The 24072-nt window shown below is 32.7% G+C and carries 27 protein-coding genes; 24 read left to right on the top strand and 3 right to left on the bottom strand.

Translation table 11 applies throughout. The annotated features are described in order from the left end of the window. Positions 1-95: 95 nt before the first annotated feature. Entirely contained in the window at positions 96-518 is a 423-nt protein-coding gene (locus tag CA2559_RS07815; protein ID WP_013187325.1) for a DUF1573 domain-containing protein, read from the top strand. 56 nt (positions 519-574) lie between these two features. Here CA2559_RS07815 and CA2559_RS07810 read toward each other — a convergent pair whose 3' ends face one another. Continuing rightward, a complete protein-coding gene (locus CA2559_RS07810; protein WP_013187324.1) occupies positions 575-1948 on the bottom strand; it encodes a retropepsin-like aspartic protease in 1374 nt (457 codons plus the stop codon). 81 nt (positions 1949-2029) lie between these two features. Between CA2559_RS07810 and CA2559_RS07805 the strand changes: the two genes are divergently transcribed. Both CA2559_RS07805 and murB read left to right on the top strand, forming a co-directional pair. Further along, complete coding sequence (locus tag CA2559_RS07805; RefSeq protein WP_041240958.1) at positions 2030-3220, top strand: pyridoxal phosphate-dependent aminotransferase; 1191 nt, start codon at positions 2030-2032, stop codon at positions 3218-3220. Positions 3221-3222: 2 nt separating this feature from the next. Next, the gene (murB, locus tag CA2559_RS07800) at positions 3223-4239 is read left to right on the top strand and encodes a UDP-N-acetylmuramate dehydrogenase (protein WP_013187322.1); all 1017 of its coding nucleotides are present in this window, start codon (positions 3223-3225) and stop codon (positions 4237-4239) included. Positions 4240-4291: 52 nt separating this feature from the next. Here the strand turns inward: murB and CA2559_RS07795 are convergent, their stop codons facing one another. Further along, positions 4292-4924 (bottom strand): fasciclin domain-containing protein, encoded by a 633-nt coding sequence (locus CA2559_RS07795; RefSeq protein ID WP_013187321.1) that lies wholly within the window; start codon positions 4922-4924, stop codon positions 4292-4294. 156 nt (positions 4925-5080) lie between these two features. Here CA2559_RS07795 and CA2559_RS07790 point away from each other — a divergent pair, with 156 nt between their 5' ends. The 6 genes from CA2559_RS07790 to CA2559_RS07765 all read left to right on the top strand — a co-directional run bounded on the left by CA2559_RS07790 (position 5081) and on the right by CA2559_RS07765 (position 11263). Next, on the top strand, positions 5081-5287 hold the full coding sequence (locus CA2559_RS07790; RefSeq protein WP_013187320.1) for a hypothetical protein: 207 nt from the start codon (positions 5081-5083) through the stop codon (positions 5285-5287). A 2-nt stretch (positions 5288-5289) separates the two neighbouring features. Continuing rightward, positions 5290-6384 carry a glycosyltransferase gene (locus tag CA2559_RS07785; RefSeq protein ID WP_013187319.1) on the top strand — a complete coding sequence of 365 codons (1095 nt, stop codon included), beginning with the start codon at positions 5290-5292 and terminating at the stop codon, positions 6382-6384. Next, positions 6375-6950 (top strand): RNA polymerase sigma factor, encoded by a 576-nt coding sequence (locus tag CA2559_RS07780; RefSeq protein ID WP_013187318.1) that lies wholly within the window; start codon positions 6375-6377, stop codon positions 6948-6950. The genes CA2559_RS07785 and CA2559_RS07780 overlap by 10 nt, the downstream gene beginning before the upstream one ends. A gap of 104 nt (positions 6951-7054) precedes the next feature. Continuing rightward, positions 7055-7927 (top strand): lipoyl synthase, encoded by an 873-nt coding sequence (gene lipA / locus CA2559_RS07775; protein WP_013187317.1) that lies wholly within the window; start codon positions 7055-7057, stop codon positions 7925-7927. 6 nt (positions 7928-7933) lie between these two features. Further along, positions 7934-8941 (top strand): type I glyceraldehyde-3-phosphate dehydrogenase, encoded by a 1008-nt coding sequence (gap, locus tag CA2559_RS07770; RefSeq protein ID WP_013187316.1) that lies wholly within the window; start codon positions 7934-7936, stop codon positions 8939-8941. A gap of 15 nt (positions 8942-8956) precedes the next feature. After that, positions 8957-11263, top strand: coding sequence for a hybrid sensor histidine kinase/response regulator (locus CA2559_RS07765; protein ID WP_041240957.1), 2307 nt, complete (start codon positions 8957-8959; stop codon positions 11261-11263). Here CA2559_RS07765 and lpxK read toward each other — a convergent pair. Further along, positions 11235-12239, bottom strand: coding sequence for a tetraacyldisaccharide 4'-kinase (gene lpxK, locus CA2559_RS07760; RefSeq protein WP_013187314.1), 1005 nt, complete (start codon positions 12237-12239; stop codon positions 11235-11237). The two genes, CA2559_RS07765 and lpxK, sit on opposite strands and share 29 nt — an antisense overlap. Before the next feature lie 43 nt (positions 12240-12282). Between lpxK and CA2559_RS07755 the strand changes: the two genes are divergently transcribed. From CA2559_RS07755 to CA2559_RS07695, 15 genes are all read left to right on the top strand, one after another. Continuing rightward, the gene (locus CA2559_RS07755) at positions 12283-13377 is read left to right on the top strand and encodes a Nif3-like dinuclear metal center hexameric protein (RefSeq protein WP_013187313.1); all 1095 of its coding nucleotides are present in this window, start codon (positions 12283-12285) and stop codon (positions 13375-13377) included. Positions 13378-13379: 2 nt separating this feature from the next. Then, positions 13380-14165, top strand: a complete 786-nt coding sequence (locus CA2559_RS07750) for a zinc ribbon domain-containing protein (protein ID WP_013187312.1) — start codon at positions 13380-13382, stop codon at positions 14163-14165. Between the two features lie 156 nt (positions 14166-14321). Continuing rightward, positions 14322-14876 carry a hypothetical protein gene (locus tag CA2559_RS07745; RefSeq protein WP_013187311.1) on the top strand — a complete coding sequence of 185 codons (555 nt, stop codon included), beginning with the start codon at positions 14322-14324 and terminating at the stop codon, positions 14874-14876. 13 nt (positions 14877-14889) lie between these two features. After that, positions 14890-15549: a peptide-methionine (S)-S-oxide reductase MsrA gene (gene msrA / locus CA2559_RS07740; RefSeq protein ID WP_013187310.1), complete on the top strand. Its 660-nt coding sequence runs from the start codon at positions 14890-14892 to the stop codon at positions 15547-15549. 163 nt (positions 15550-15712) lie between these two features. Further along, positions 15713-15955 (top strand): hypothetical protein, encoded by a 243-nt coding sequence (locus CA2559_RS07735; RefSeq protein ID WP_013187309.1) that lies wholly within the window; start codon positions 15713-15715, stop codon positions 15953-15955. A 73-nt stretch (positions 15956-16028) separates the two neighbouring features. Next, a complete protein-coding gene (locus CA2559_RS07730; protein WP_013187308.1) occupies positions 16029-16664 on the top strand; it encodes a flavin reductase family protein in 636 nt (211 codons plus the stop codon). A 1-nt stretch (position 16665) separates the two neighbouring features. Then, positions 16666-16800: a DUF2256 domain-containing protein gene (locus CA2559_RS13690; protein WP_013187307.1), complete on the top strand. Its 135-nt coding sequence runs from the start codon at positions 16666-16668 to the stop codon at positions 16798-16800. Positions 16801-16802: 2 nt separating this feature from the next. Further along, the gene (locus tag CA2559_RS07725; protein ID WP_049787200.1) at positions 16803-18104 is read left to right on the top strand and encodes a DASH family cryptochrome; all 1302 of its coding nucleotides are present in this window, start codon (positions 16803-16805) and stop codon (positions 18102-18104) included. Between the two features lie 9 nt (positions 18105-18113). Continuing rightward, positions 18114-19649 (top strand): cryptochrome/photolyase family protein, encoded by a 1536-nt coding sequence (locus tag CA2559_RS07720; RefSeq protein WP_013187305.1) that lies wholly within the window; start codon positions 18114-18116, stop codon positions 19647-19649. 84 nt (positions 19650-19733) lie between these two features. After that, positions 19734-19892 carry a lmo0937 family membrane protein gene (locus CA2559_RS13750; RefSeq protein ID WP_013187304.1) on the top strand — a complete coding sequence of 53 codons (159 nt, stop codon included), beginning with the start codon at positions 19734-19736 and terminating at the stop codon, positions 19890-19892. A 33-nt stretch (positions 19893-19925) separates the two neighbouring features. Then, on the top strand, positions 19926-20069 hold the full coding sequence (locus CA2559_RS13820; RefSeq protein ID WP_013187303.1) for a hypothetical protein: 144 nt from the start codon (positions 19926-19928) through the stop codon (positions 20067-20069). Between the two features lie 125 nt (positions 20070-20194). Further along, a complete protein-coding gene (locus CA2559_RS07710) occupies positions 20195-20566 on the top strand; it encodes a BlaI/MecI/CopY family transcriptional regulator (RefSeq protein ID WP_041241157.1) in 372 nt (123 codons plus the stop codon). A gap of 1 nt (position 20567) precedes the next feature. Then, a complete protein-coding gene (locus tag CA2559_RS13585; RefSeq protein WP_083798865.1) occupies positions 20568-22502 on the top strand; it encodes a M56 family metallopeptidase in 1935 nt (644 codons plus the stop codon). Positions 22503-22568: 66 nt separating this feature from the next. Then, a complete protein-coding gene (locus CA2559_RS07700) occupies positions 22569-23408 on the top strand; it encodes a helix-turn-helix domain-containing protein (protein WP_013187300.1) in 840 nt (279 codons plus the stop codon). 107 nt (positions 23409-23515) lie between these two features. After that, the gene (locus CA2559_RS07695) at positions 23516-23965 is read left to right on the top strand and encodes a hypothetical protein (protein ID WP_013187299.1); all 450 of its coding nucleotides are present in this window, start codon (positions 23516-23518) and stop codon (positions 23963-23965) included. Positions 23966-24072: the final 107 nt, after the last annotated feature.

Raw genomic sequence — 24072 nt, 5'->3', positions numbered from 1 at the left:
TTGAAGAATTATAAAGGCTAGAATTTGTTAATAATCAGATTTTGCACAATAACAACATAGCCCTTATATTTACCCTTCTTCTAAAAAGAACTATTATGAAAAAAATAATGACTCTTGCATTGGTATTCTTTATTGGATATGCTGTGCAAGCACAAAACGGAGCTAAAATTGAATTTAAAAGCGATGTTATAGATTATGGTGAAATAGCTAAAGGCAGTGATGGTGTTCGCTCTTTTGAGTTTACCAATACTGGTGATGCTCCATTAGTAATAAATCGTGTATATTCTAGTTGTGGCTGTACAATTCCAGAAAAACCAGAAGAACCTATTGGTCCTGGAAAAACTGGTGTAATTAAAGTGAAATATGACACTAAGCGTGTAGGTCCTATTAGAAAGACCATTACAGTTTACTCTAATGATGCAGAAAACCCAACATTACCTTTAAAAATTAAAGGGACTATTTTAGCAGAAGAAAATGGTGGAAAAAGTGTTCTAGAAAAAACAACACCTAGAAAATAACCACTTAATCACATAGACTTGAAAGCCACGATTAATATCGTGGCTTTTTTTTTTAATTACAATCTACTCTTAAGAACCATTGTTCGGCTAAATTTTAAATTAAACCTTGATATTGTAAATTTTATTTTTTTATTTTCCTGAGAGGAAAACATTTCATTTAACTCATTAAGTGTATACTTAAAAGCTGGTTTCCCATTAATGGTTTCGACAATATCACCTACTTTTAAATCTGCATTTTCTGCGGGTGAATCTGGTCTAATACTTTTAATTACAAATTTAGGCTTTAGCTCATAGTGTGTCTTTAAGTTAATTTTTGAATCTTTCTTCTTAGAAAAATTATTATATCTTGCTTGAGAGTTATTAAGTAGATTTATTTCCTTTTTATTATCAGACTCATCTTTAGGACGCAAGACAACTTTATCTTCATATACTGAAAAGCCATCATGAGCTATAACCAATCCACTCATGTCATAAGTAAAATCATCATAAAAATCTTTATTTTTTTTAAGAAGAATACGTTCACGCGGATAATCTATCACAACTTTAAAGCGTCTCAATACTTCAGACCCTAAACTTCCATTTCTGTCATTTGTAATAGCTTGAGCAGATAATGCCAAAGTGTCTGGATAGGCAGCTGTCACATTTTTTAGTTTAAACTTATCTAGTTTTAAGTGTTTTACTTTACTACGGTCTCCAAAAATATCTCCTGTTAGCCCCAAACCTAAATAGTCTCTAAAACTTTTGGTAGGCTTATTTAGATCTTCAGAAGAGTTGTGAAACAACCACAAACCATCACTAGAGCCACTATCAACTAATAATTTTGTGGTAACAACGTTTCCGCCAACTTGCACCTCTGCATTTATATAGGGTTTATTATTTTCAAACTCTACAGAAAGTGCTGTACAACCTCTGCATTTTTTCCTAACATTATAAGCACTTGGCTCATATACTTTAATAACTTTAGAAATATAATTACACTCTACCACAAAATCTTTAAAAAATTCATATCCTATAATTCCGTGAACTTGCACCCCAAGTTGGGTAGAAAAGTTTAATTCTTGATCAAAAACCACATAAATATTATGATTAGTATTTACTGCCTTTCCTAACTTTACAGTGTTTCCTGTAGATTTTACCGCATCAACAACAGTTTCACCGTCTAAACCAATAAGTTTAATTTTTTCAGCAGAATTCAACTCTAAAGAATCATTAGCTTTTAAGCTAAATATCATAGTGTTTTTCACACCTGTATCTAACAAAAAAGACAGTTCCTTTCCATTTATAGTAAGTGGTACAATCGTTAGGTTTCTAACAAATTCAAAGTCTATTTTATCTTGATTTGTGCCTTGTAGTACAAAGCCATCCTGAGACTTTGCAATAGTTGCAAACGTGAGAAACAAGCAAAGTAAGAGATGTTGTTTTAATATCATTCTAGTAATTTACAAAAAAAGCATGGATAATTGCTATTAGGCTTGTGTATTGATACCTTTGCAAAAACAATAAAACACACCATGCCTACTATATCTCAAAAAGGGTTAGCGATGCCACAATCGCCAATTAGAAAGTTAATGCCTTACGCTGATGCTGCTCGTAAAAATGGAAAACATATTTTTCATTTAAATATTGGGCAACCAGATATAAAGACACCAAATGTGGCTTTAGAGGCTATTAAAAATAATAGTATTGAAATTTTAAGTTACAGTGCTTCTGAAGGATTTGAATCGTATAGAAACAAATTAGCAGATTATTACAAGACTAACAATATAAATGTCTCTGCAGAAGATATTATTATTAGCACTGGTGGCTCTGAAGCTTTATTGTTTACTATGGGTAGTATAGCAGATGCTGGTGACGAAGTTATTATTCCTGAACCTTTTTACGCTAACTACAATGGTTTTGCAACAGCCTCTGGAGTTACAGTAGTACCAGTGAAATCATCTATAGATAATGGCTTTGCATTACCTCCTATTGCAGAATTTGAAAAGCTTATTACACCAAAAACAAAAGCTATTCTTATATGTAATCCAGGAAATCCTACTGGATACTTATACACTAAAGAAGAGATTGAGCAATTAGCTGCAATGGTTAAAAAACATAATTTGTTTATTGTTGCAGACGAAGTTTATCGTGAATTTGCCTATGATGGTAATACGCACCATTCTATTATGAGTGAGCCTGGTTTAGAAGACCATGCTATAATGATAGATTCTGTTTCTAAGCGTTACAGTATGTGTGGTGCAAGAATTGGGTGTATGGTTTCTAAAAACAAAGAACTTATGTCTACAGCATTAAAATTTGCTCAGGCAAGATTAAGTCCACCAACATTTGCACAAGTTGCTGCAGAAGCTGCTCTTGAAACACCTAAATCATACTTTGATGATGTAATTGAAGAATACGTACACCGTCGTAACCTTTTAGTAAATGCATTAGAAGATATTAATGGTGTAAAGGTTGCTAAACCAAAAGGTGCATTTTACTGCATAGCAGAATTACCTGTAAAAGATGCTGAAGATTTTGCAAAATGGTTATTGAGTGATTTTGATGTAGATGGACAAACAGTAATGGTAGCACCTGCATCTGGATTTTACTCTACACCAAACACTGGCTTAAACCAAGTAAGAATTGCATACGTACTGAATGAAGACAATTTATTAAAGTCTGTAAACATCCTTAAAAAAGCACTTGAGGTGTACCCAAACTAAGTATGGACTTACAGCATAATGTTTCTCTTAAATCCTATAATACATTTGGTATAGATGTAAATGCAACATCATTTATATCTGTAACATCAGAAGATGAGCTAATTTCTGTGTTGAAGAAAAATTATGCTGAAACACTTTTTATCCTTGGTGGCGGCAGCAATATGCTGTTAACTGAAGATATAGAAGATACTGTTGTACATTTAAATCTCTTAGGAAAAACTATAGTTAGTGAGGACAACACTTCTATGACTATTGATGTTTCTGCTGGTGAAAATTGGCATCAGTTTGTGTTATGGACACTTGATAAAAATTTAGGCGGTTTAGAGAATTTATCATTAATACCCGGAAATGTAGGCACATCTCCAATTCAAAATATTGGTGCATACGGAGTTGAGTTAAAAGATAGTTTTGTGAGTTGCGATGCAATACACAAACAGACTTTAGTAACTAAAACATTCTCTAAAAAAGATTGTGAGTTTGGTTATAGAAGTTCTGTTTTTAAAACGTCACTAAAAGGAGACTATATAATTACCAAAGTAAGGTTTAAACTTAATAAGGCACCTCATCTACTTTCAACAAATTATGGAATAATAGAGCAAGAGCTTGAGCGTAACAAAATTACTGAACCTACAATACAAGATGTATCTAATGCTGTAATAGCCATAAGGTCTTCTAAACTTCCAAATCCTAATGTATTAGGTAATAGTGGTAGTTTCTTTAAAAATCCAATAATACCAATTAACACATTTAAAACGCTAAAAGCCAATCACGAGCATTTACCAAGTTATCCAGTTAGTGAAGAATTTGTAAAAGTGCCTGCAGGTTGGTTAATAGACCAAAGTGGATTAAAAGGATTTAGAGAAGGTGATGCTGGCGTGCATAAAAACCAAGCTTTAGTTTTGGTAAATTATGGCAATGCAAGTGGTCAAGATATTTTAAACTTAGCAAAGAAGGTTCAAGATATTGTTTACCAAAAATTCAGCATTCGTTTAGAACCTGAAGTAAATATTTATAACTAAAAAAAGGTCTGCAATTGCAGACCTTTTTAATGTTTTGAATGTTAGCTAAAACTTAGCTTCTCATCATTACTGTGTTCACTACGTGTACTGTACCGTTAGATGCATCTAAATCTGCAGCAGTAATTGTAGATTTTTTACCTCTACCATCTGTAAGTGTAATGTTACCAGCATTATTAATTTCAGCTCTCAACTCACCGTCGTTAGCAGTCTTAAGCATATAAAAACCATTGTTAGCTTTAATTAACTCTGTAAGTTTAGCAGATGTTACATCTCCTGGAACTACGTGGTAGCTTAATACATCAGTTAATTTTTCTTTGTTTTCTGGTTTTAATAAGGTATCAACAGTTCCTTTTGGTAATCTGTCGAAAGCATCGTTAGAAGGTGCAAATACTGTGTAAGGACCTTCAGTTTTAAGCATCACATCTAATTGTGCTGCTTTTACAGCTGCAACTAAAGTTGTGTGATCTGCAGAATTCATTGCTACTGCAGCAATGCTAGTTTCTTCTGCCTCTTTCTTTTTCATTTCGGCCATTTTAGCTTCTTCAGCCATCTTCATTTCTTCAGCTTCTGCTTTAGCTTCCATTTCCATTTTCTCAGCTTCCTCTTCAGCTTTTTTATCATTTTTACAAGCTGTAAAAGATAAGGTAGCTAAGGCACCAAGAAGTAATAATTTATTGATTTTCATTTTATTATGTTTTAAATTTATAGCACAAATATAGATATAGATTTGACTCTCCTAACAAAACGAAAATTAAAGTTTAGTTAAATAGTGTAAAGGCTTTCACAACTAAAAAAGCCTAATTTGTTTGAGTTACATGGCTGTATTTTGTAAATTTGCAAAATGAAATTAATTCTTCTCACACTTGTATTATTAGCTTTAGCGGTTGCAGGAATTGCAATAAAAATTTGGGCTAAAAAAGATGGTAAATTTGCTGGTACTTGTGCTAGCCAAAGTCCTTTTTTAAATAAGGAAGGAGATTCTTGTGGTTTCTGTGGTAAGACTCCAGATCAATTTGAAAACTGTAATGAACCAGAACACACTAAATAAAGGTGTTTTACACTGCATTACTTATTGCTTTTGCAGTTATAGTTCTCCTAAATAGTATATGCTATATATACCTAGGTCAATTTACTTTTACGTCGTTTACAGCATTTCACAAACGAGAACACTACCCTACTAGTATTATTATATGCGCTAAAAATGAAGCTGAAAATCTAAAACGATTTTTACCCATTATTTGCAACCAAGTCTTTCCTGTTTTTGAAGTTATTGTAGTTAATGATGGCTCAACAGACAATACTCAAAACGTTCTCTTAGATGTTAAGCAAGCGTTCCCAGAACTTCGTATTATTAAAAATACTAACTGTCTTGGAAAAAAAGCTTCAATCTCAAAAGCAATTGAATTAGCGACTTATAATCACCTATTATTTACAGACGCAGATTGTAAGCCAGAATCTAAGTATTGGGTACAGCATATGACTCAAAATTTTTCTGAAAATCATACTATTGTTTTGGGGTATAGTGGTTATAAGAAAGAGAAAGGCATTTTAAATTCAATAATTAGGTATGAAACGGTAATAACTGCCCTTCAGTATTTTGGAATGGCGCATCACAATAATGCCTATATGGGTGTTGGCCGAAACTTAGCTTATACTAAAGCTTGCTTTAAAGCCAACAAGGGTTTTAATTCTCATAAGCATATTGCGTCTGGAGATGATGATTTATTTATTGCAGAAGCTTCAACGAAAACAAACACTGCAATAAGTTTAAACAAGGCTTCATTTACAACTAGTTTACCTAAAGCAAGTTTAAAAGCTTGGTTTCACCAAAAGCGCAGGCATATTACTACTGCAAATAGGTATTCTTTTAAGATTAAAACCATTTTAGCAGGGTTTTATATAAGTCAGCTATTATTTTGGTTGTTTTGCATCTCTCTACTAATTATTCAGCCGTATTCAATAGTTGTCATTTCTCTTTTTTTAGTTAGAGAACTTATACAAGGATTCATCTTATATAAAACTTTCAAAACTTTACACGAAAGTGCTCTATTATTAATATTTCCACTTTTAGAAATCTTATTGTTATCTGTGCAGGCTTGTCTTTTTATCACTAATATTGTTTCAAAACCTAAGTCTTGGGACTAGCACACACAGATATTGAAGCGTTAATTACTCTGGCAAAAACCGGTAAACAATCTGCCTACAAAAAATTATTAGATGAGTATTGGTCTTATATCTATGGGTTTCAGCTAAAAAGAACCTCAGATGAATTTTTAGCAGAAGATATTACCATACAAACCTTTGCCAAAGCATTTGATAAGTTGAGTACATACAACTCAGACTATAAGTTTAAAACCTGGCTTACTACTATCTCTAAGAATATTCATGTTGATATTATTAGAAAGGAAAATAACGCAGTTGTAACAAATACATCTAAAGCAGAAAATAAAAAGATTAACAGCTTGGCAGACAACACACTTTCTGCAGAAGATGAACTTATTAAAGAGCAAAACCTTAGCTTATTACTACAAAATATAAAGAAGCTTAAACCAGACTATCAAAATATTATAATGCTAAGATATTTTCAAGAGTTAAGCTATAAAGAAATTGCTGAAACTATTGATGAACCCATAAATACAATTAAGGTTAAATTACTTAGAGCACGTAAACTTCTAGCAGATATAATTACTTCAGGAACTAACAAAGTCTAGACGTATTTACAAGTATAATTTATAGAGAATTTTTCAACTCTACAATCTAAGTTCAAAGCTACACTCTACTCCTATTTCTATACAATAAATTGTATCTTTGCATAATGCAAACAGAAACACTTTCAGTTATAAAACCAAAGCCAAAACCAAAATGGCTTAGAGTTAAATTACCGACAGGAAAAAAGTATAAAGAACTAAGAGGTCTTGTAGATAAATATGACCTTCACACTATCTGTACATCAGGAAGTTGCCCAAATATGGGCGAATGTTGGAGTGAAGGAACAGCTACATTCATGATTCTTGGAAACGTCTGTACACGTTCTTGTGGGTTTTGTGGTGTAAAGACAGGTAGACCAGATACAGTTGAATGGGATGAGCCTGAGAAAGTGGCACGTTCTATTAAGTTAATGGACATTAAGCACGCCGTAGTTACAAGTGTAGATAGAGATGATCTTAAAGATATGGGATCTATCATATGGGCAGAGACTGTAAATGCCATAAGACGTATGAATCCTAACACAACACTTGAAACATTAATACCAGATTTTCAAGGGATTGAAAAGCATATAGATCGTATAATAGCCGTTAATCCAGAAGTTGTTTCTCATAATATGGAAACTGTAAAACGCTTAACTAGAGAAGTACGTATACAAGCAAAATACGAACGTAGTTTAGGTGTTTTAAAATACTTAAAAGATCAAGGTATTAAGCGTACTAAATCTGGTATTATGTTAGGTTTAGGAGAAACTGAAGACGAGGTTATACAAACCCTTAAAGATTTAAGAGCTGTTAACTTAGATATTGTAACCATAGGACAGTATTTACAACCAAGTAAAAAGCATTTACCTGTAAAACAATTTATCACTCCAGATCAATTTAAGAAATACGAGGAAATTGGTTTAGAAATGGGCTTTCGTCACGTAGAAAGTGGTGCTTTAGTAAGATCTTCATACAAAGCTCAAAAGCACTTAACGTAAACGCTTGTGACTCCAATTAAAATTGCCATAAACGGTTTTGGTCGCATTGGCAGAAGCCTTTTTAGACTTTTGCTTGATAATCCAGAAATAGAAGTTGTTGCAGTAAATGATTTGGCCAACGTAAACACTTTGGCTCATTTATTAAAATACGACAGTATTCATGGAAGGTTAGACAGAACTGTTTCAGTTATAAATGACACGACAGTTGTTGTTGATGGCGTTGAATTTCCCTTTACAAACCAGCCAGATATTTCCTCTATAAATTGGGCACTATATCAACCAGATGTGGTTATAGAATGTACTGGAAAGTTTAAAACAAAAGAACTTTTACAAAACCACATAACTGGTGGCGCAAAAAAAGTAATACTTTCTGTACCTCCAATTGAAGATGATATTAAAACTATTGTTTTAGGTGTAAATAACCATTTATTAGATGGTACAGAGCAAATTATATCTAATGCATCTTGTACTACCAATAATGCGGCGCCTATGCTTAAGGTTGTGCACGATTTATGCCAAGTAGAACAAGCTTACATTACTACGGTTCATTCTTATACTACAGACCAAAGTTTACATGATCAACCCCATAGAGATTTAAGACGAGCGCGAGCTGCAGGACAATCTATTGTTCCTACAACTACTGGCGCTGCAAAAGCGCTTACTAAAATATTTCCAGATTTGGAACATGCTATTGGTGGTTGCGGTATTAGAGTACCTGTTCCTAATGGTTCTCTTACAGATATGACTTTAAATGTGAAGCGAAAAACAACTGTAAAGGAAATTAACGAAGCTTTTAAAAAAGCTTCTGAAACCAATTTGAAAAATATATTAAGTTATACTGAAGATCCAATTGTTTCAATAGATATTATTGGTCTTCCTTATTCTTGTACGTTCGATGCGCAAATGACATCTGTTATAGACGGCACACTTGTAAAGCTAATAGGTTGGTACGATAATGAACGTGGCTATTCCAATCGAATAATTGACTTAATCTATTGCATTTCATCGAAATAAATTATATTTATAACGATGAAGCACCTTTACACCCTAATTTTACTCTTACTTCTTACTTTCTCCCATTCGTTTAGCCAAACTAAAAAGTTGCTAACTAATGAGGAGACTATCAAGATTAAGATAAACACATTGGTGAATAGGTCTAAAAACCAAAGTGTACAAGAAGCTCAAAACAACCTTCAAGAAGCGCTATACCTTTCCAAAGGACTTAATGACAGTTTTCTCATAGCCAATACTAGTGTAGCTGTAGCCAAACTATATAGCATCCAAAAAGATTATGCTGCTGCAGAGGTTAATATGCTTAGAGCAATACAGGAGTACAGAGATCTTAAAAACAAAGAGTATTTAGGTATAGCTTACAGAGAGTATGCACAACTTTTTATCTTACAAGGAAAGTATAGCAGAGCAAAAGATTATCTGGATCTTGCCGAGAGTATTTTCGAAGAAGAACAACTCCCTTTAAACAAAGCGTATGTCCTTAAAGAAAAAGGAAGAATTGCCTATGAAGAAGGTGATTATATTACTGCAATAGAGGTTATAAATCTGGCTATTGAAGATTTAAGTGATTCTCCAGACAAGTACCCTTATGCACAAGCACTTTACCTTATAGGGAAATCTCATTTTGCTAATTTTAATTATGAATTTGCAGAGAAAAACGTACAACGTAGTTTTGAGATTTCAAAGCGTTACAAGTTCAAGAATTTACAAGCAGATACAGCGTTGCTCCTTAGTCAAGTTTCCTCGCAGTTAAATGACGATAAAAAAGCTGTAAGATACCTTACCATAAGTAATGAAATTAATAAGGAACTAAGCCTAAGCTCCAAAAACATAAGTTTAGATGAGGAAGCCCTAAGAAAATTAGAAGAAAAAGATGAAGTAATTACCAACCTTTCTGAGGTTAACTTACAGCAAGAAAAAGACATAAAACTAAATACACTAATTACATTATTAAGTATTGCCTTTATTACAATTCTCTCATTACTAACACTTTCACTTTACAAGAATAATAAAATACGAGATAAGGCTAACGTATTACTTTTAAAACAAAGAGACGAACTAAAGGAAGCCAAAGAGAAAGCTGAGAAAGCAACACGTGCAAAAGCACAATTTTTATCTACCATTACGCATGAGCTTAGAACGCCACTGTATGCAGTTACAGGATTAACAAATTTATTGTTGGGCGAAAACCCTACAAAAGAGCAAAAGCAACACTTAAATTCGCTTAAATTTTCAGGAGATTATTTACTTTCTTTAATTAATAACATACTGGACTTAAACAAATTAGAAGCTAATAAAGCTGGCTTACGCGTCGATAAATTTAATCTTAAGAAAAGAATCTTAGAAGTAATTACAGCATTAAACTACTCTGCCAATAAAAGTAATGTAAAGGTTCATTTTGAGTTTGATGATCAGATTCCTAACCTTTTAAATGGCGACTCAATCAAGCTGTCTCAAGTACTTATAAACCTTATAGGTAATGCTATTAAATTTACCAAGAATGGTGATATTTGGGTTCGCGTTATCAAGAATTCTGAGTCCTCAGAGGCAACTAATTTAAGAATTGAAATAGAAGATAATGGTTTAGGTATTTCAAAAGAACAACAAGAATTAATCTTTGAGAACTTCTCTCAAGGCTCATTGGATATTAATAGAGAGTTTGGAGGAACAGGACTTGGCCTGTCTATCACAAAACAAATTCTCAAGCTTATGGGAAGCAGCATAAAACTAGAAAGCGAAATTGGTAAAGGCTCTAAATTTTATTTTGATATTGTTTTTGAAATTCCTGAAATACAAGAAGGCACACCAGAAATTATCCCTTTAGAAGATATTAAAAAACTTACCATGCCAAGCGATGGACAAGAAAATCTTAAAGATTCTGAAGCAATTTCTGCCAGCAAGACCATTGAAGATAGCCCAACTAAAATTGAGTCTTTAAGACTAGATAACAGACATATTCTTGTTGTTGAAGATAATAAGATTAACCAAATGATCACACGTAAAATCCTCGAGAAAAATGGTGCTACTTGTGTGGTTGCAGATAATGGAGAAAAAGCAGTTGCTGTTTGTAACGAACTGGAGTTCGATTTGGTTTTAATGGACATACATATGCCTGGAATTGGCGGTATTGAAGCCACAAAACAAATTCGTGAATTTAACTCTACTCTTCCAATAATTGCACTTACCGCAGTTACTCTTGAAGATGATGGCAAGGCGTTTTATGATAATGGGTTTTCTGCTATAATCCCTAAGCCATTTAAACAAGAAGAGTTTTTTGAAACTATAAAACTCGCACTTAACGCTGCAGATAAGCCGCTAACTTAGCATTAAAATGCTCTTCATTATAAAATTTAGTTTCTATAGGCAGATAAAATAAATCTGAAGCTTCTAAATCCTTAGATAATCTCACATAATCCTTTTCTGTAGTAAGAATTAATCCTTTTTGCTTCAAACTTTCAATATCTGTACTACTAAAATTGTGATGGTCTGGAAAGTTGATATGATTAAATTTTAAACCGTTTGCTTCTAAGAAATTTACTAATGGTAACGGATTTGCAACTCCTGTTACCAAAGTAAATGTATCTGCATTTAAGGCTTTTAAATAGCGCTCTTCAACAGCATTATATATTTTATCACTATATGCAATAAAAGAAAAGTAAACTGGCTGGTCTTTGCGCACCTGCAACCTATTGGTAAGTGTTGTTCTTTCTGTTACAGATAAATGTTCAGGACATTTGGTTACCACTATACAATCTGCTCTACGCGCACCACTTTTAGGTTCTCTTAAATTACCTGTAGGCAGCATAATATCATCTATAAAAAGATCATTATAAGACGTAAGCATAATATTAAAACCTGCTTTTACATACCGATGCTGAAAAGCATCATCTAGTAAAATTAAATTTGGAGCAGCCTTCAGTTTTAAAAGTTCGGTAATACCATTTACTCTTTTTTCATCTACTGCTACCTTAATAGTCTTGTATTTTCGTTTAAATTGTAGTGGTTCATCTCCTACACTTCCTGCCGTATCTGTAACCAAAACTTCTTTAAAGCCACTAGTTTTTCGTTTATAACCTCTACTTAAAGTAGCAACGTTATAATAGTCCTTAAGTAACCTTATGAGATACTCAATCATTGGTGTTTTTCCTGTGCCGCCAACATTAAGATTACCTACGCAAATTACAGGTATGCTAAATGATTGCGATTTTAAAATGCCCCAATCAAAACACTTATTTCTAATCCAAACAACACCGCCATAAAGCAAAGCAAAAGGATAAAGTAGGTTTCGTAACAGTTTCATAGACTACGAAAGTATAATTTTTATATTTGTGAAAAGGAATTTCATGACTGTAAAAGACGTCATCTCTCATTTAGAAGAGTTAGCACCATTAGCAACCGCAGAAGATTTTGATAACGTAGGTCTTCTTGTGGGCCAAAAACAAACAAAAGTTACTGGAGTACTTGTAACTTTAGATACTCTAGAAGCTGTAGTAGATGAAGCAATTAAAAACAAATGCAATCTTATAGTAAGCTTTCACCCTATTATTTTTAAGGGTTTAAAAAGCTTAACCGGCAAAAACTATGTAGAGCGCACTGTTTTAAAAGCTATTAAAAACGATATTGCTATTTACGCCATACATACAGCTTTAGACAATAGCTTTATTGGTGTAAATGCTATGATGTGTGAAAAATTAGGATTAATAAACAGACAAATTTTAATCCCACAGACAAGCAGCATTAAAAAATTAGTTACCTATGTGCCTATTTCCTCTGCAGATACTGTAAGAATGGCATTGTTTAATGCAGGTGCTGGTAGCATAGGAAACTATGATAATTGTAGTTTTAATGTTGAAGGTGTTGGAACATTTAACGGCAATGAAGACAGCAACCCTGTTGTTGGCACTAAAGGAAACACGCATAGTGAAAAAGAAATTCAAATAAATGTCACTTATAATAAGCACATACAACACGCAATATTACAAGCTTTGTTTAGCTCACATCCTTATGAAGAAGTTGCTTATGAAATAACAACTTTAGAGAATCAAAATCAAAACTTAGGAATGGGTATGGTTGCAGAGTTTAAAGATGCGATTACAGAAGATGAATTTTTAAAGACTTTAAAAAGCACCTTTAATTGTGGTGTTGTAAGACATTCCAGCATCATTGGAACACCAATTAAGAAAGTTGCTGTTTTAGGTGGTAGCGGTGCATTTGCAATAGGTGCTGCTAAGAGCAAACAAGCAGATGCATATGTGACTGCAGACTTAAAGTATCACGACTTTTACCAAGCAGAAGACAGCATACTTTTGGCAGATATAGGACATTATGAGAGTGAACAGTTTACAAAAGAGCTATTACATTCCTATATCACAAAAAAATTCACTAATTTTGCAACCGTTTTATCAAAGACAAATACCAATCCTATCAAGTATTTATAACTATGGCAAAGAAAACCGAAGTCACTGTAGAAGAGAAGTTGAGAGCACTTTACGATTTGCAGTTAATTGATTCTCGCATAGACGAGATTCGCAGTGTACGTGGAGAGCTTCCATTGGAAGTTGAAGATCTAGAAGATGAAGTCGCTGGACTTAACAAGAGATTAGAAAAGATGACTTCAGATTTGGAGTCTATCGATTTTGAAATCAAAGAGAAGAAAAATAAGATTGAAGAATCTAACTCTTCTATAAAGAAATACTCTGAGCAGCAAAAAAACGTACGTAATAACCGTGAGTTTAATGCATTGAGCAAAGAAGTTGAATTTCAAGAATTAGAAATTGAACTTGCTGAAAAGCACATTAGAGAGTACAAGGCTCAAATTGAGCAAAAGAATGAAGTTATAAACCAAACCAAAGAACGTTTGGCAGAGCGTGAATCTCACCTTACTCATAAGAAAAATGAGTTAGATGATATCCTAAAGGAAACTGAAAAGGAAGAGGTTGCTCTAATTAAGAAATCTGAAGAGTACGAGAAAAATATCGAAGACCGTTTAGTAAAAGCTTATAAGCGTATTCGTGAAAATGTAAAAAACGGATTAGCTGTAGTACCTATCGAACGTGGTGCTTCTGGAGGTTCTTTCTTTACAATACCACCACAAGTGCAAATGGAAATTGCAGGTCGTAAGAAAATCATTACAGATGAGCATTCTGGACGTATCTTAGTAGACGAGCAATTGGCTAATGAGCAAAAAGAAAAAATGCACGAATTATTTGATGGTATCTCTGCATAAAACACTTTTTTAAAATTATAAAAAAAACGCTTTACATTTCTGTAAAGCGTTTTTTTTATGCAATTACTTCGACGTCTCATATACTAAAGATTAACACCGCTTTCACAACACTTCATTAGCTGTATACTATCTTTAGGTATAATAAACTACAATATCATGAAAACTATAATAACCATATTAAGCATACTTTTAATAGTATCCTGCAAATCGAATACAGAAAAAGAAAACGCAGAAATTAATGCAATGCCTAATGAAAGTACATCTATAACCAGTGAATCTGAAACTGGTGCACAAGGCTCAGAAACATCTGGCAATACTTCAGAAACTACAAATACTGCTTCAGAAGTAAATGCTGGCACCTATATTAATCTTGAAAATAAAGATGCAGAAACAGGTTGCAATACGTTAACCTTAAGTTTTAATGCAACTACGCCACTTTGTATAGATAAAGAAGGTATTACAATTAACGTACGGTATAAAAATGAAAATGGAACAACTAATATGTATTATGACAGCTTAGCAAGTAACACCTCAGACAAAAAGGTGCCATTTAATACTTTTGATACTACGGTACCAATTGCCGTATTAACACAGACATCTAACAATACTTTAACGTTAGATTGGAAAGGTTTTAGTGTAAATGGCGACTTAGCTGTTGACTATGCTATTCTTGGAAAGAAAAACCTTGAAGGTAAGTTTGTAAAACAATAACCTTTATTTATCTATGAAATTTATAACACTAATACTTGCGTTAAGTTTATCAACGTGTGGAGGACAAACAACAGAACCTTCAGAAGCACAACAAAAAGTAATTAATGTAGATCCTGTTACAGTACCAACTAATAATGGCTTAGAGCATGCCTATTTTGCTAGTGGTTGTTTTTGGTGTGTAGAAGCCATTTATGAAAGTGTTAAAGGTGTAGAAGATGTTATCTCTGGATACAGTGGTGGCCATACATCTAACCCAACATACGAAGCTAGTAATACAGGACGTACTGGTCATGCAGAAGCTGTGGAAGTAATATACGATCCTAGCATTGTAAGCTTTTCAACATTAGTCGATGTGTATTTTGGATCTCAAAATGTTACTCAAGTAAACGGACAAGGACCAGATAATGGGTCCCAATATAGAAGTATCCTATTTTATCAGAATGCTGAAGAAAAGAGAATTTTAGAAGAGAAAAAAGCTGAAGTTGCCGAAACAGTAAGCAAACCAGTAGCTGCAGAAATATATCCTTTTCAAAAATTTTGGGTAGCTGAAGATTACCATCAAAATTATGAGAAACTACATCCAGAACATCCTTATATACAAAATGTATCTAAACCAAGATATCAACGATTTAAGGCTAAATTTCCTGAGCTAATTAAAGAGAATGCTCACTAAGACATCTAATATTTATATCAACAGCCAATCTTTATTAGATTGGCTTTTTTTTATATAAAAACTTTAAAAAAAACCTAATTTGAAGCTAAAATGAGTTAAATATGACAGTTTTGCCTCTATTTCTGTTTAAATTGAAGAGAATTAAAAATACAATACAGAACTCATGGAACAAGCAAAATATGATGAAATGCAGGGAATGCTTAATAAACTTGAAGATATTAAGAATAGCCAAGAGAGCATTATAGATAAGATAAATCATGTAATTACAGATTTATTTCAAAATCCAGATAAGGATCTTGAGAAGTCTATGGAAAGTGCACATCAAAAAGCATCAGATAATGTAGATGCTATTAAAGAAGCTATTGAAGCCTATGAAATGAAATTTAATAAGCTTCAAATGCAATAATTTTGTTTAATTTATATTAAATATTATTAAACAATTTATATATTGAGTCAAATTAACTTTTGACTCTTTTTTTATGCCCAATTTTAAATTAAATGAGCTTTTAGAGCTAGACAAAATATATAGAGCTAACCTTATAAACAGCTGTACAGGATTTAAATCTGCCAATCTTATTTCAACAAAGTCTAAAGATGGTATTGAGAATGTTGCTGTTTTTAGTTCGGTTACACATTTAAGTAGTAATCCACCTCTACTTGGTTTTATTTTAAGACCCACAACTGTAGAGCGCAACACGTATGACAATCTTGAAAAAACTGGATACTTTACAGTTAACCATATACACCAATCTATTGTTAAAGATGCACATCATACTTCTGCTAAATATGATGGAGATATTTCAGAATATTCTAAAACAAATCTTGTTTCAGAATACAAGGATAATTTTTGGGCACCCTTTGTAAAAGACTGTCCAATACAAATTGCCTGTAAATTTATTAATGAATATGATATTAAGGAGAATGGTTGCAAGCATATTATAGGTGCAATTGAACATATTTATATTGGCGACCAAATACTAAGTAAAGATGGTTGGCTTAATTTGGAAGCTGCGCAAACTGTGACTGTAAATGGTTTGGATGCCTATGCCAGTCCTAAGATTATTGATCGTTTAAGCTTTTCGAGACCTAATGAAACTGTAACTTCTATTTTATAGTATGGCTCACAAAAAATCTAACCTACCTTATAAAACTTGTCCTGTTTGCAAATTAGATTTTGTGTGGAGAAAAAAATGGGAGAAAAATTGGGAATCTGTAATTTACTGTAGTGAGAAGTGCAGGAAAAACAAATAAAAATGAAACATCTAATTTGGTTTCGGAATAACTTAAGAGTGAATGATAATGCAGTATTGAACCACGCGGTTGCTAATAACAACCCTGTTATTGCTGTATATTGTTTTGACCCTAGGCATTTTACAACTACAACATTCGGATTTAAAAAAACAGGACCATATAGAGCACAGTTTTTAATTGAAACCATAAAAAATCTAAAAGAAACATTAAAAGAAAAAAATATAACACTGGTTGTTTCTTTAACTAAACCAGAACATTGCATTTCCACACTTGTAAAGAATCATAATATAAGTGCAGTTTATTACCAAAAGGAGTGGACGCAAGAAGAGCAAGAAGTAGAACACTTAGTAAAAGAAAGTATTAAGACTTCTGAAGTAACACTTCACTCCTATTATGATCAGTTCTTATTTCATCCTAAAGACATTCCGTTTTCCTCTATTAATGAGATTCCTAAGATTTATACAGCATTTAGAAAAGCTTGCGAAAAGAAAGCTGTTGTAAGACCACTTGTTAACTTAGAAATAAATTTACCTAAAACAAACCTTCTTAATGAAGACTACGCAATTCCAAAGTTAAAAGATTTTGGCCTAAGTGAGTTTACAGTGCATCCCAATACTGCATTTCCATATAAAGGTGGTGAGACTGAAGGACTAAAGCGTATAAACGAATATCATTGGGACACCAACCATATAGCATCCTATAAAGAAACACGTAATGGTATGATTGGTTCAGAATACAGCTCAAAATATTCTGCTTGGCTAGCTAACGGTAGTATTTCTGCAAGGCAAATTTATTGGGATATTAAAGACTATGAAAAGAAGGTCAAAAAAAATCAAAGTACCTATTGGATGATTTTCGAACTTATTTGGAGAGACTATTTTATGTATATCTCTTTAAAGTATGGCAATTCAATTTTTAAGTTGAATGGTATACTATCAAAAGATTATAATTGGAACAAATCAAAATCTGCCTTAAAACAATGGATAAATGGGACTACTCCATACGATTTTGTAAATGCCAATATGATAGAGCTAAAGGAAACTGGCTGGATGAGTAATAGAGGTAGGCAAAATGTAGCCAGCTATTGGGCTAAAGAATTACAACAAGATTGGCGTATTGGCGCAAGTTATTTTGAGAGTCTTCTAATAGATTATGATGTACATAGTAATTATGGAAACTGGATGTACAATGCAGGTGTTGGAAATGACCCAAGAGACCGAAAGTTTAACATACAACTACAAGCCAAGCGCTACGACCCTAATAGAGAATATAGGAAACTTTGGTTAAATGATGAATTGTTTTAAAACTTAAAAATGAAAACAATACGATTAATATTAGGTGATCAACTTAACTATGAACACTCTTGGTTTACCAATGTAAATGCTAATGTTACTTATGTGATGTTTGAAATGACACAAGAAACCAATTATGTGAAACATCATATTCAGAAAATTGTAGGGTTCTTTCTAAGTATGCAAGCATTTTCTAATTTTTTAAAGTCTAAAGGTCATAATGTTATTTATTATACATTGGATGACCCAAAAAATACTCAGTGTCTAACAGAAAATCTTCAACAACTTATAAATAAGGAAGAGTTTGAAAATTTAGAATACCTCTTACCAGATGAATATAGGTTAGACAAGCAATTAAAAACCTTTTGCGAATCGCTAAGCATACAATGGGCAGTTAAAGACACAGAGCATTTTTATACTACAAGAAACGAGTTGCAGTCATTTTACAAAGGCAAGAAACAGATTGTGATGGAGTATTTTTATAGAGATATGCGTAAGAAGCATAGCATACTTATGCAAGATTCTAAAAATCCTGAAGGCGGCAGTTGGAATTTTGACAAGAAAAACCGAAAAGCCTGGAAAGGATCACCAGCAATTCCTAAAGCCAAAACTTTTAGTAAAGACGCATCAGCACTTATTAATTTACTTGATAGCTTTAACATAGATTATTTTGGAGCTATAGACTCCAAAAGCTTTAATTGGCCTACAAATAGACAAGAATCTTTAAAAGTGCTAGAATACTTTTGTGAGAATCTATTAATACATTTTGGAGACTATCAAGACGCTATGCATCCTAATGAATTTTATTTATTTCATAGCAGGTTAAGCTTTGCACTAAATACTAAGATGCTTAGCCCTAAAGAAGTTATAAATACAGTTTTGGATTACTATTATGAACACAAAGAGCAAATAGATATAAGCCAAGTAGAAGGTTTTGTTAGACAAATATTAGGTTGGCGCGAGTTTATGAGAGGTATGTACTGGAAAGAAATGCCAGGATATGAAAATAAAAACAGCTTAGAGAACACTAACGCATTACCAGAATTTTACTGGACAGGTAATACTAAAATGTCATGCTTAAAGCATAGTATAAAGCAAAGTTTAGATCACGCTTACGCACACCATATACAACGGTTAATGATCACTGGCAATTATGCCCTATTAACCCAAACGCATCCAGATGACGTAGATAATTGGTATTTGGGAGTTTATATTGATGCAATACAATGGGTAGAAATTACCAATACAAGAGGTATGTCTCAATTTGCAGATGGTGGTATCATAGCAACAAAACCATATGTTAGTAGCGGTAATTATATAAATAAAATGAGCCAATATTGTAAAGGATGTGCTTATAAGGTTTCTAAAACAGTTACAGAAGACGCTTGCCCTTTTAATAGCTTATACTGGAATTTCTTAGATGATAAAAGGCCCTTTTTTGAGAACAATAATAGGATGGCTATGATGTTATCACTCTTAGATAAAAAAAGTAAAAAAGACCTTATAGAAATAAAAGAAAGAGCACAAAATATTATGAAACATCCTGAAAACTACTAAAGTCTAGTTAAACAAATCTTAATTGAAATTTTTGTTTAAGATTTATAATTATCTTTAAGACAGTACTAACTAATACATATTATTATGAAAGATTTAATTTGGCTTATTATCGTAATCCTTTTAGTAGGATGGTTAATAGGTTATTTCGGATTTGGAGACGTTGTTGGTAACCTAATACACATTTTATTAGTGTTGGCTGTAATTGCTATTCTTTATAGGTTAGCTACAGGAAGACGACTTTAATAACTAATACTAATCAATTTTAAATATTTAATTATGAAAATGAATTTCAGAAAAATAGGACTAGGTTTATTTATGTTAGGATTAATGGCATCAGGTTTTACTAGCTGTCGTGAAGAGAAATCTTTAGGAGATGAAGTAGAAGATGTTGCAGATGATGTAGAAGATGCGGTAGATTAATCTTACCTTATATACCTTGAAAAAGCCAGTTGTTTTATACAGCTGGCTTTTTTATTGTAATATTTTTTATCTCTACGTTTGTAGAATTAAATATTTATTCTACATTTGTAGAGCAAATAAGAATTATGACACCATTATCAAAAGCAGAAGAAGAGGTTATGCAGATCCTTTGGAAAAAGGAAAAAGCCATTATGATGGATATTTTAGAAGCGTATCCTGAACCTAAACCAGCAAACACAACTATTGCTACACTATTAAAACGTATACAAGACAAAGGGTTTGTAAGCTATACGCAGGTTGGCAGATCTCGTGAGTATTTTCCTTTAGTAAAGAAAAACGCTTATTTCTCGAAACAAATGAATGGGATGATAAAGAAGTTCTTTAATAACTCTGCTTCTCAATTTGCTTCATTTTTCACCGAAGAAGCCAACATGAGCAAAGAAGAGTTAGAAGATTTAAAAAAGCTTATAGACAATCAAATAAAAAACAAAGACTAATATGGGACTCTATATTTTAAAATCTGTGTTATGCCTATCTGTTTGTTTATGCTTTTACCATTTGGTTTTAGAGCAAGAAAAGGCTCATAAAACAAAGCGTTATTTTTTATTGGCTAGCTTAGTGTTGTCATTTCTTGTTCCGCTAATCACTTTTACATCTTATGAGTATGTTGAGCCAATCTCAGATCCTACCACACTTTTAACATTGGCAGATGGCGAGGATGCTGCAGTTAATAAAGCTAACACCTCTTTAAATATTATTCTTGGTATTTACTGTTTAGGCGTAGCTGTTTATCTTATCAGATTCTTAATCAATTTAAATAAAATAAGGGTAAGTATTTTACAACATAACACTGTGAAGAATAATATATATACAGCAGTGCTAGTACTTAAGAGAATTGTACCACACAGTTTCTTTAATTACATATTTATTAATAAAGATGCCTATACTACTAATGCAATACCTGCCGAGGTTTTTCAACATGAAGAGGCACACATAAAACAAAAACATTCTTTAGATCTCCTTTTTATAGAAGTGCTTCAGATTATATTTTGGTTTAACCCACTACTCTATTTCACTAAAAAAGCAATAAAGCTAAATCACGAATTTTTAGCAGATGAAGCTGTTGTAAATCAACATAAAAACATTGAAACCTATCAACATTTACTCGTCAATTTTTCAAGCAACCCTCATCAGGTAGCATTGTCGAGCTCATTTAATTATTCATTAACCAAAAAACGAATCCTTATGTTATCAAAATCATCATCCAAACTAAAATGGCTTAGGCTATTTGCTATTTTACCCTTATTAGCTGGACTACTGTTTAGTTTCAGCTCAAGAGAAACAATTTACAAAACGATGCTTGTGCCAACAGAAAATGTAGCCTCTAACACAACAAAAGTCATTACAAAGAACCTGTCTCAGGAGAAACAGATTGTTTTAAGTGTAAATGAAAACACTATTAAAATTAATAACAAAGTAGTTGCTCTAGAAAACGTTACAGACGAGATAAATAAAATTACTAAAGGTTGGAGCAAGCAAGAATTAATTGATCCTAATATAAAGGTGAGCTTTAAGAACGTGCCTAAAAATGGTATTGCAAACATTGAGCTTGCATTTAAAGCTTCGCGTCTTGGTAAGGCAAACCCAAAGAAGAGTTTCATTTTACCGCCACCGCCACCGCCACCAGCACCACCTAAGCAAGCAACTAAAGAACTTGTACCACCACCGCCACCGCCACCATTAAGCCCAACACAAACTTCTGGTCAGGTAGAAATTAATGGTAAGGAGCACTATTTTGTAAAAGATGGTGAAAGCATAAGATATTTTAATCGTTTTGCGGGTGAAGTAGATAAAGAAGGAACACCTCTAGATCCAGAAATGACTGAAGAACGTATAAAAGCCTTAGAAAAATTACACGAGGAACGCCAAAAGCTTTCTAAGGAGGAAAAGCACTTAAAAAAGTCTGAAAAAAGGTTGAAAAAATTTGAGGCTAAGGTTGAAGATCACGAGAAGAAAAGAGCAGAATTACTAAAAGAAAAGTCTGAAAAACAACGTGAAGCTTATGAAAAAGCTATGGTAAAAAGAGCTGAAGCTATAGAAAAACGTAGTAAAAAACTTGAAGACCGTAAAGAATATATAACTAAGCGTTACAAAGACAATAAGGTTGTAGAGGTTTATGATGTCTCAGAAGCCGATGAGATGCCACCTATACCACCTTTACCTCCTACACCACCAACGTCAACACCAACAGAGATTATTAAAAACATGTCTAAAGCTGGTGCTACGTTTTACTTAGAAGAAAAGGAAATTACACCTAAAGAAGCATTAGAGATTGTAGCAAAAGACAAAGACATAAATATGCTTGCTAACCCTAACGCTAAACATGGTAAGTATGTAAAGCTTTCAAAAGCACCTATTTCTATTAGTAATTAATAGAATATTTTTAAAAGCAAACTAAAAAGGTTGTAAGAAGTATTGGGATATTTCGACAACCTTTTTATGATTAAACAGTTTAAAGAATCATCTACAAATGCCATTCTCACAATTGGAGATATAGAAGTTCTCAACAACTTTAACACTTCCAATCAATTAGGGTATTATACGTTTATATGGACAGGAAAAGATGCCATTACAGTTAAGGTAGACAGCGTAAATAAAGTTCTGCAACCACATAGCATTACTGCATTAACACCGCTTCAATATTTTAAATTAGAAGAAGAAAATGCTGCTACAGTATATCAATTCAATAAAGAGTTTTATTGTATTTGGGAACACGATAAGGAAGTGAGCTGTACAGGTATTTTATTTTTTGGAAACCAAGTAATTCCAAGTGTTGTCCTAAAAGACTCAGAAAAGGAAAAATTTGAAACTCTACATCAAATTTTAGTAGACGAAATTGCTACAAAAGATACTATACAAGCTGAAATGCTTAGAGTACTAATGAAACGTTTTATTATTAAAACAACCCAACTCATAAAAGCAGAGCACCCAGATGATATCGCTAAGACGAGTAAAATGGACTTGCTCCGAGAATTTAATAGGTTGGTTGAGCAGCATTACAAAGAAGAGCATCAAGTAAGCGCCTATGCAGAAATGATGAATAAATCTGCCAAAACGCTTTCTAACTCTTTTGCTGCATATAATAAAAGTCCCTTAAATATTATTCACGATAGGATTATTCTAGAAGCAAAGCGACAATTGTATTATTCTGAAATCTCTTCAAAAGAAATTGCATTTAGCTTAGGGTTTGATGATCCTTCTCACTTTTCAAGACTTTTTAAAAAACACACTGGAGAATCTCCTACCACATTTAAAGATAAAGTTGAAGCACAGGTTTAATTTTGGGAAGTATTGACATTACCTAAGGAGCTTTTACTATGGTATAGCCTATACATACTACCGATCTTTGTAGTGTAATTAAAAAGATTCATTAAATAATAAACACTATGAAAACTATAATAGTATTAATAGCACTAACAGTTGTTACTCTAGGAAGTTCAACAACTTCTTATAGCCAAGAACAACTAGATGAAGTTATCTTAAGTAATAAAACAACCCAAGTTTATGTAGATGATTTTTCTAAATTCAATAAAACTATTTCATCTTTAAATAATACAAGTTTTAAGGATATATTGAAAAGCACAGATGCGTCTCAAAATCTTGTTTTTAAAACTAATACAATCTCGTTTAAGATTAATGAACGGACTTATGTGAAATCTTTAAGACAAGCAGTTAATAAAAGTGATGATTTTTCTGAGTTCATTTCACTCTTAGAATCAAGGTATCCTAAACTCCACAAACAGATTTCAAAAGATGATGCTTTAAGAGACGTTTATTACACCACTAGAAAGCACACATTTAATGGTTACATCGCAGATTTACCAAGTGTTCTTTAGTAAAAGAATAAAATGAAAGAACACTTTTAAAACTTTTAGAAATATTTAAGTTTAAATACACATTCTATTAACAATCAACAAAATATAACTTCGTATTTTTAAAGAAA

The sequence above is a fragment of the Croceibacter atlanticus HTCC2559 genome (assembly GCF_000196315.1).
GTDB classification, from domain to species: Bacteria; Bacteroidota; Bacteroidia; order Flavobacteriales; family Flavobacteriaceae; genus Croceibacter; species Croceibacter atlanticus.
Note: the sequence above shows the minus strand (reverse complement) of the source record. Positions and strands in the feature narration are given on the sequence as shown.

What these genes read in the sequence shown, in the direction of transcription:
- CA2559_RS07815 (WP_013187325.1), top strand. Translation starts at nt 96, where the DNA reads ATGAAAAAAATAATGACTCTTGCATTGGTATTCTTTATTGGATATGCT.
- CA2559_RS07810 (WP_013187324.1), bottom strand. Translation starts at nt 1,948, where the DNA reads ATGATATTAAAACAACATCTCTTACTTTGCTTGTTTCTCACGTTTGCA.
- CA2559_RS07805 (WP_041240958.1), top strand. Translation starts at nt 2,030, where the DNA reads ATGCCTACTATATCTCAAAAAGGGTTAGCGATGCCACAATCGCCAATT.
- murB (WP_013187322.1), top strand. Translation starts at nt 3,223, where the DNA reads ATGGACTTACAGCATAATGTTTCTCTTAAATCCTATAATACATTTGGT.
- CA2559_RS07795 (WP_013187321.1), bottom strand. Translation starts at nt 4,924, where the DNA reads ATGAAAATCAATAAATTATTACTTCTTGGTGCCTTAGCTACCTTATCT.
- CA2559_RS07790 (WP_013187320.1), top strand. Translation starts at nt 5,081, where the DNA reads ATGAAATTAATTCTTCTCACACTTGTATTATTAGCTTTAGCGGTTGCA.
- lipA (WP_013187317.1), top strand. Translation starts at nt 7,055, where the DNA reads ATGCAAACAGAAACACTTTCAGTTATAAAACCAAAGCCAAAACCAAAA.
- CA2559_RS07765 (WP_041240957.1), top strand. Translation starts at nt 8,957, where the DNA reads ATGAAGCACCTTTACACCCTAATTTTACTCTTACTTCTTACTTTCTCC.
- lpxK (WP_013187314.1), bottom strand. Translation starts at nt 12,239, where the DNA reads ATGAAACTGTTACGAAACCTACTTTATCCTTTTGCTTTGCTTTATGGC.
- CA2559_RS07755 (WP_013187313.1), top strand. Translation starts at nt 12,283, where the DNA reads ATGACTGTAAAAGACGTCATCTCTCATTTAGAAGAGTTAGCACCATTA.
- CA2559_RS07750 (WP_013187312.1), top strand. Translation starts at nt 13,380, where the DNA reads ATGGCAAAGAAAACCGAAGTCACTGTAGAAGAGAAGTTGAGAGCACTT.
- CA2559_RS07745 (WP_013187311.1), top strand. Translation starts at nt 14,322, where the DNA reads ATGAAAACTATAATAACCATATTAAGCATACTTTTAATAGTATCCTGC.
- msrA (WP_013187310.1), top strand. Translation starts at nt 14,890, where the DNA reads ATGAAATTTATAACACTAATACTTGCGTTAAGTTTATCAACGTGTGGA.
- CA2559_RS07735 (WP_013187309.1), top strand. Translation starts at nt 15,713, where the DNA reads ATGGAACAAGCAAAATATGATGAAATGCAGGGAATGCTTAATAAACTT.
- CA2559_RS07730 (WP_013187308.1), top strand. Translation starts at nt 16,029, where the DNA reads ATGCCCAATTTTAAATTAAATGAGCTTTTAGAGCTAGACAAAATATAT.
- CA2559_RS13690 (WP_013187307.1), top strand. Translation starts at nt 16,666, where the DNA reads ATGGCTCACAAAAAATCTAACCTACCTTATAAAACTTGTCCTGTTTGC.
- CA2559_RS07725 (WP_049787200.1), top strand. Translation starts at nt 16,803, where the DNA reads ATGAAACATCTAATTTGGTTTCGGAATAACTTAAGAGTGAATGATAAT.
- CA2559_RS07720 (WP_013187305.1), top strand. Translation starts at nt 18,114, where the DNA reads ATGAAAACAATACGATTAATATTAGGTGATCAACTTAACTATGAACAC.
- CA2559_RS13750 (WP_013187304.1), top strand. Translation starts at nt 19,734, where the DNA reads ATGAAAGATTTAATTTGGCTTATTATCGTAATCCTTTTAGTAGGATGG.
- CA2559_RS13820 (WP_013187303.1), top strand. Translation starts at nt 19,926, where the DNA reads ATGAAAATGAATTTCAGAAAAATAGGACTAGGTTTATTTATGTTAGGA.
- CA2559_RS07710 (WP_041241157.1), top strand. Translation starts at nt 20,195, where the DNA reads ATGACACCATTATCAAAAGCAGAAGAAGAGGTTATGCAGATCCTTTGG.
- CA2559_RS13585 (WP_083798865.1), top strand. Translation starts at nt 20,568, where the DNA reads ATGGGACTCTATATTTTAAAATCTGTGTTATGCCTATCTGTTTGTTTA.
- CA2559_RS07700 (WP_013187300.1), top strand. Translation starts at nt 22,569, where the DNA reads ATGATTAAACAGTTTAAAGAATCATCTACAAATGCCATTCTCACAATT.
- CA2559_RS07695 (WP_013187299.1), top strand. Translation starts at nt 23,516, where the DNA reads ATGAAAACTATAATAGTATTAATAGCACTAACAGTTGTTACTCTAGGA.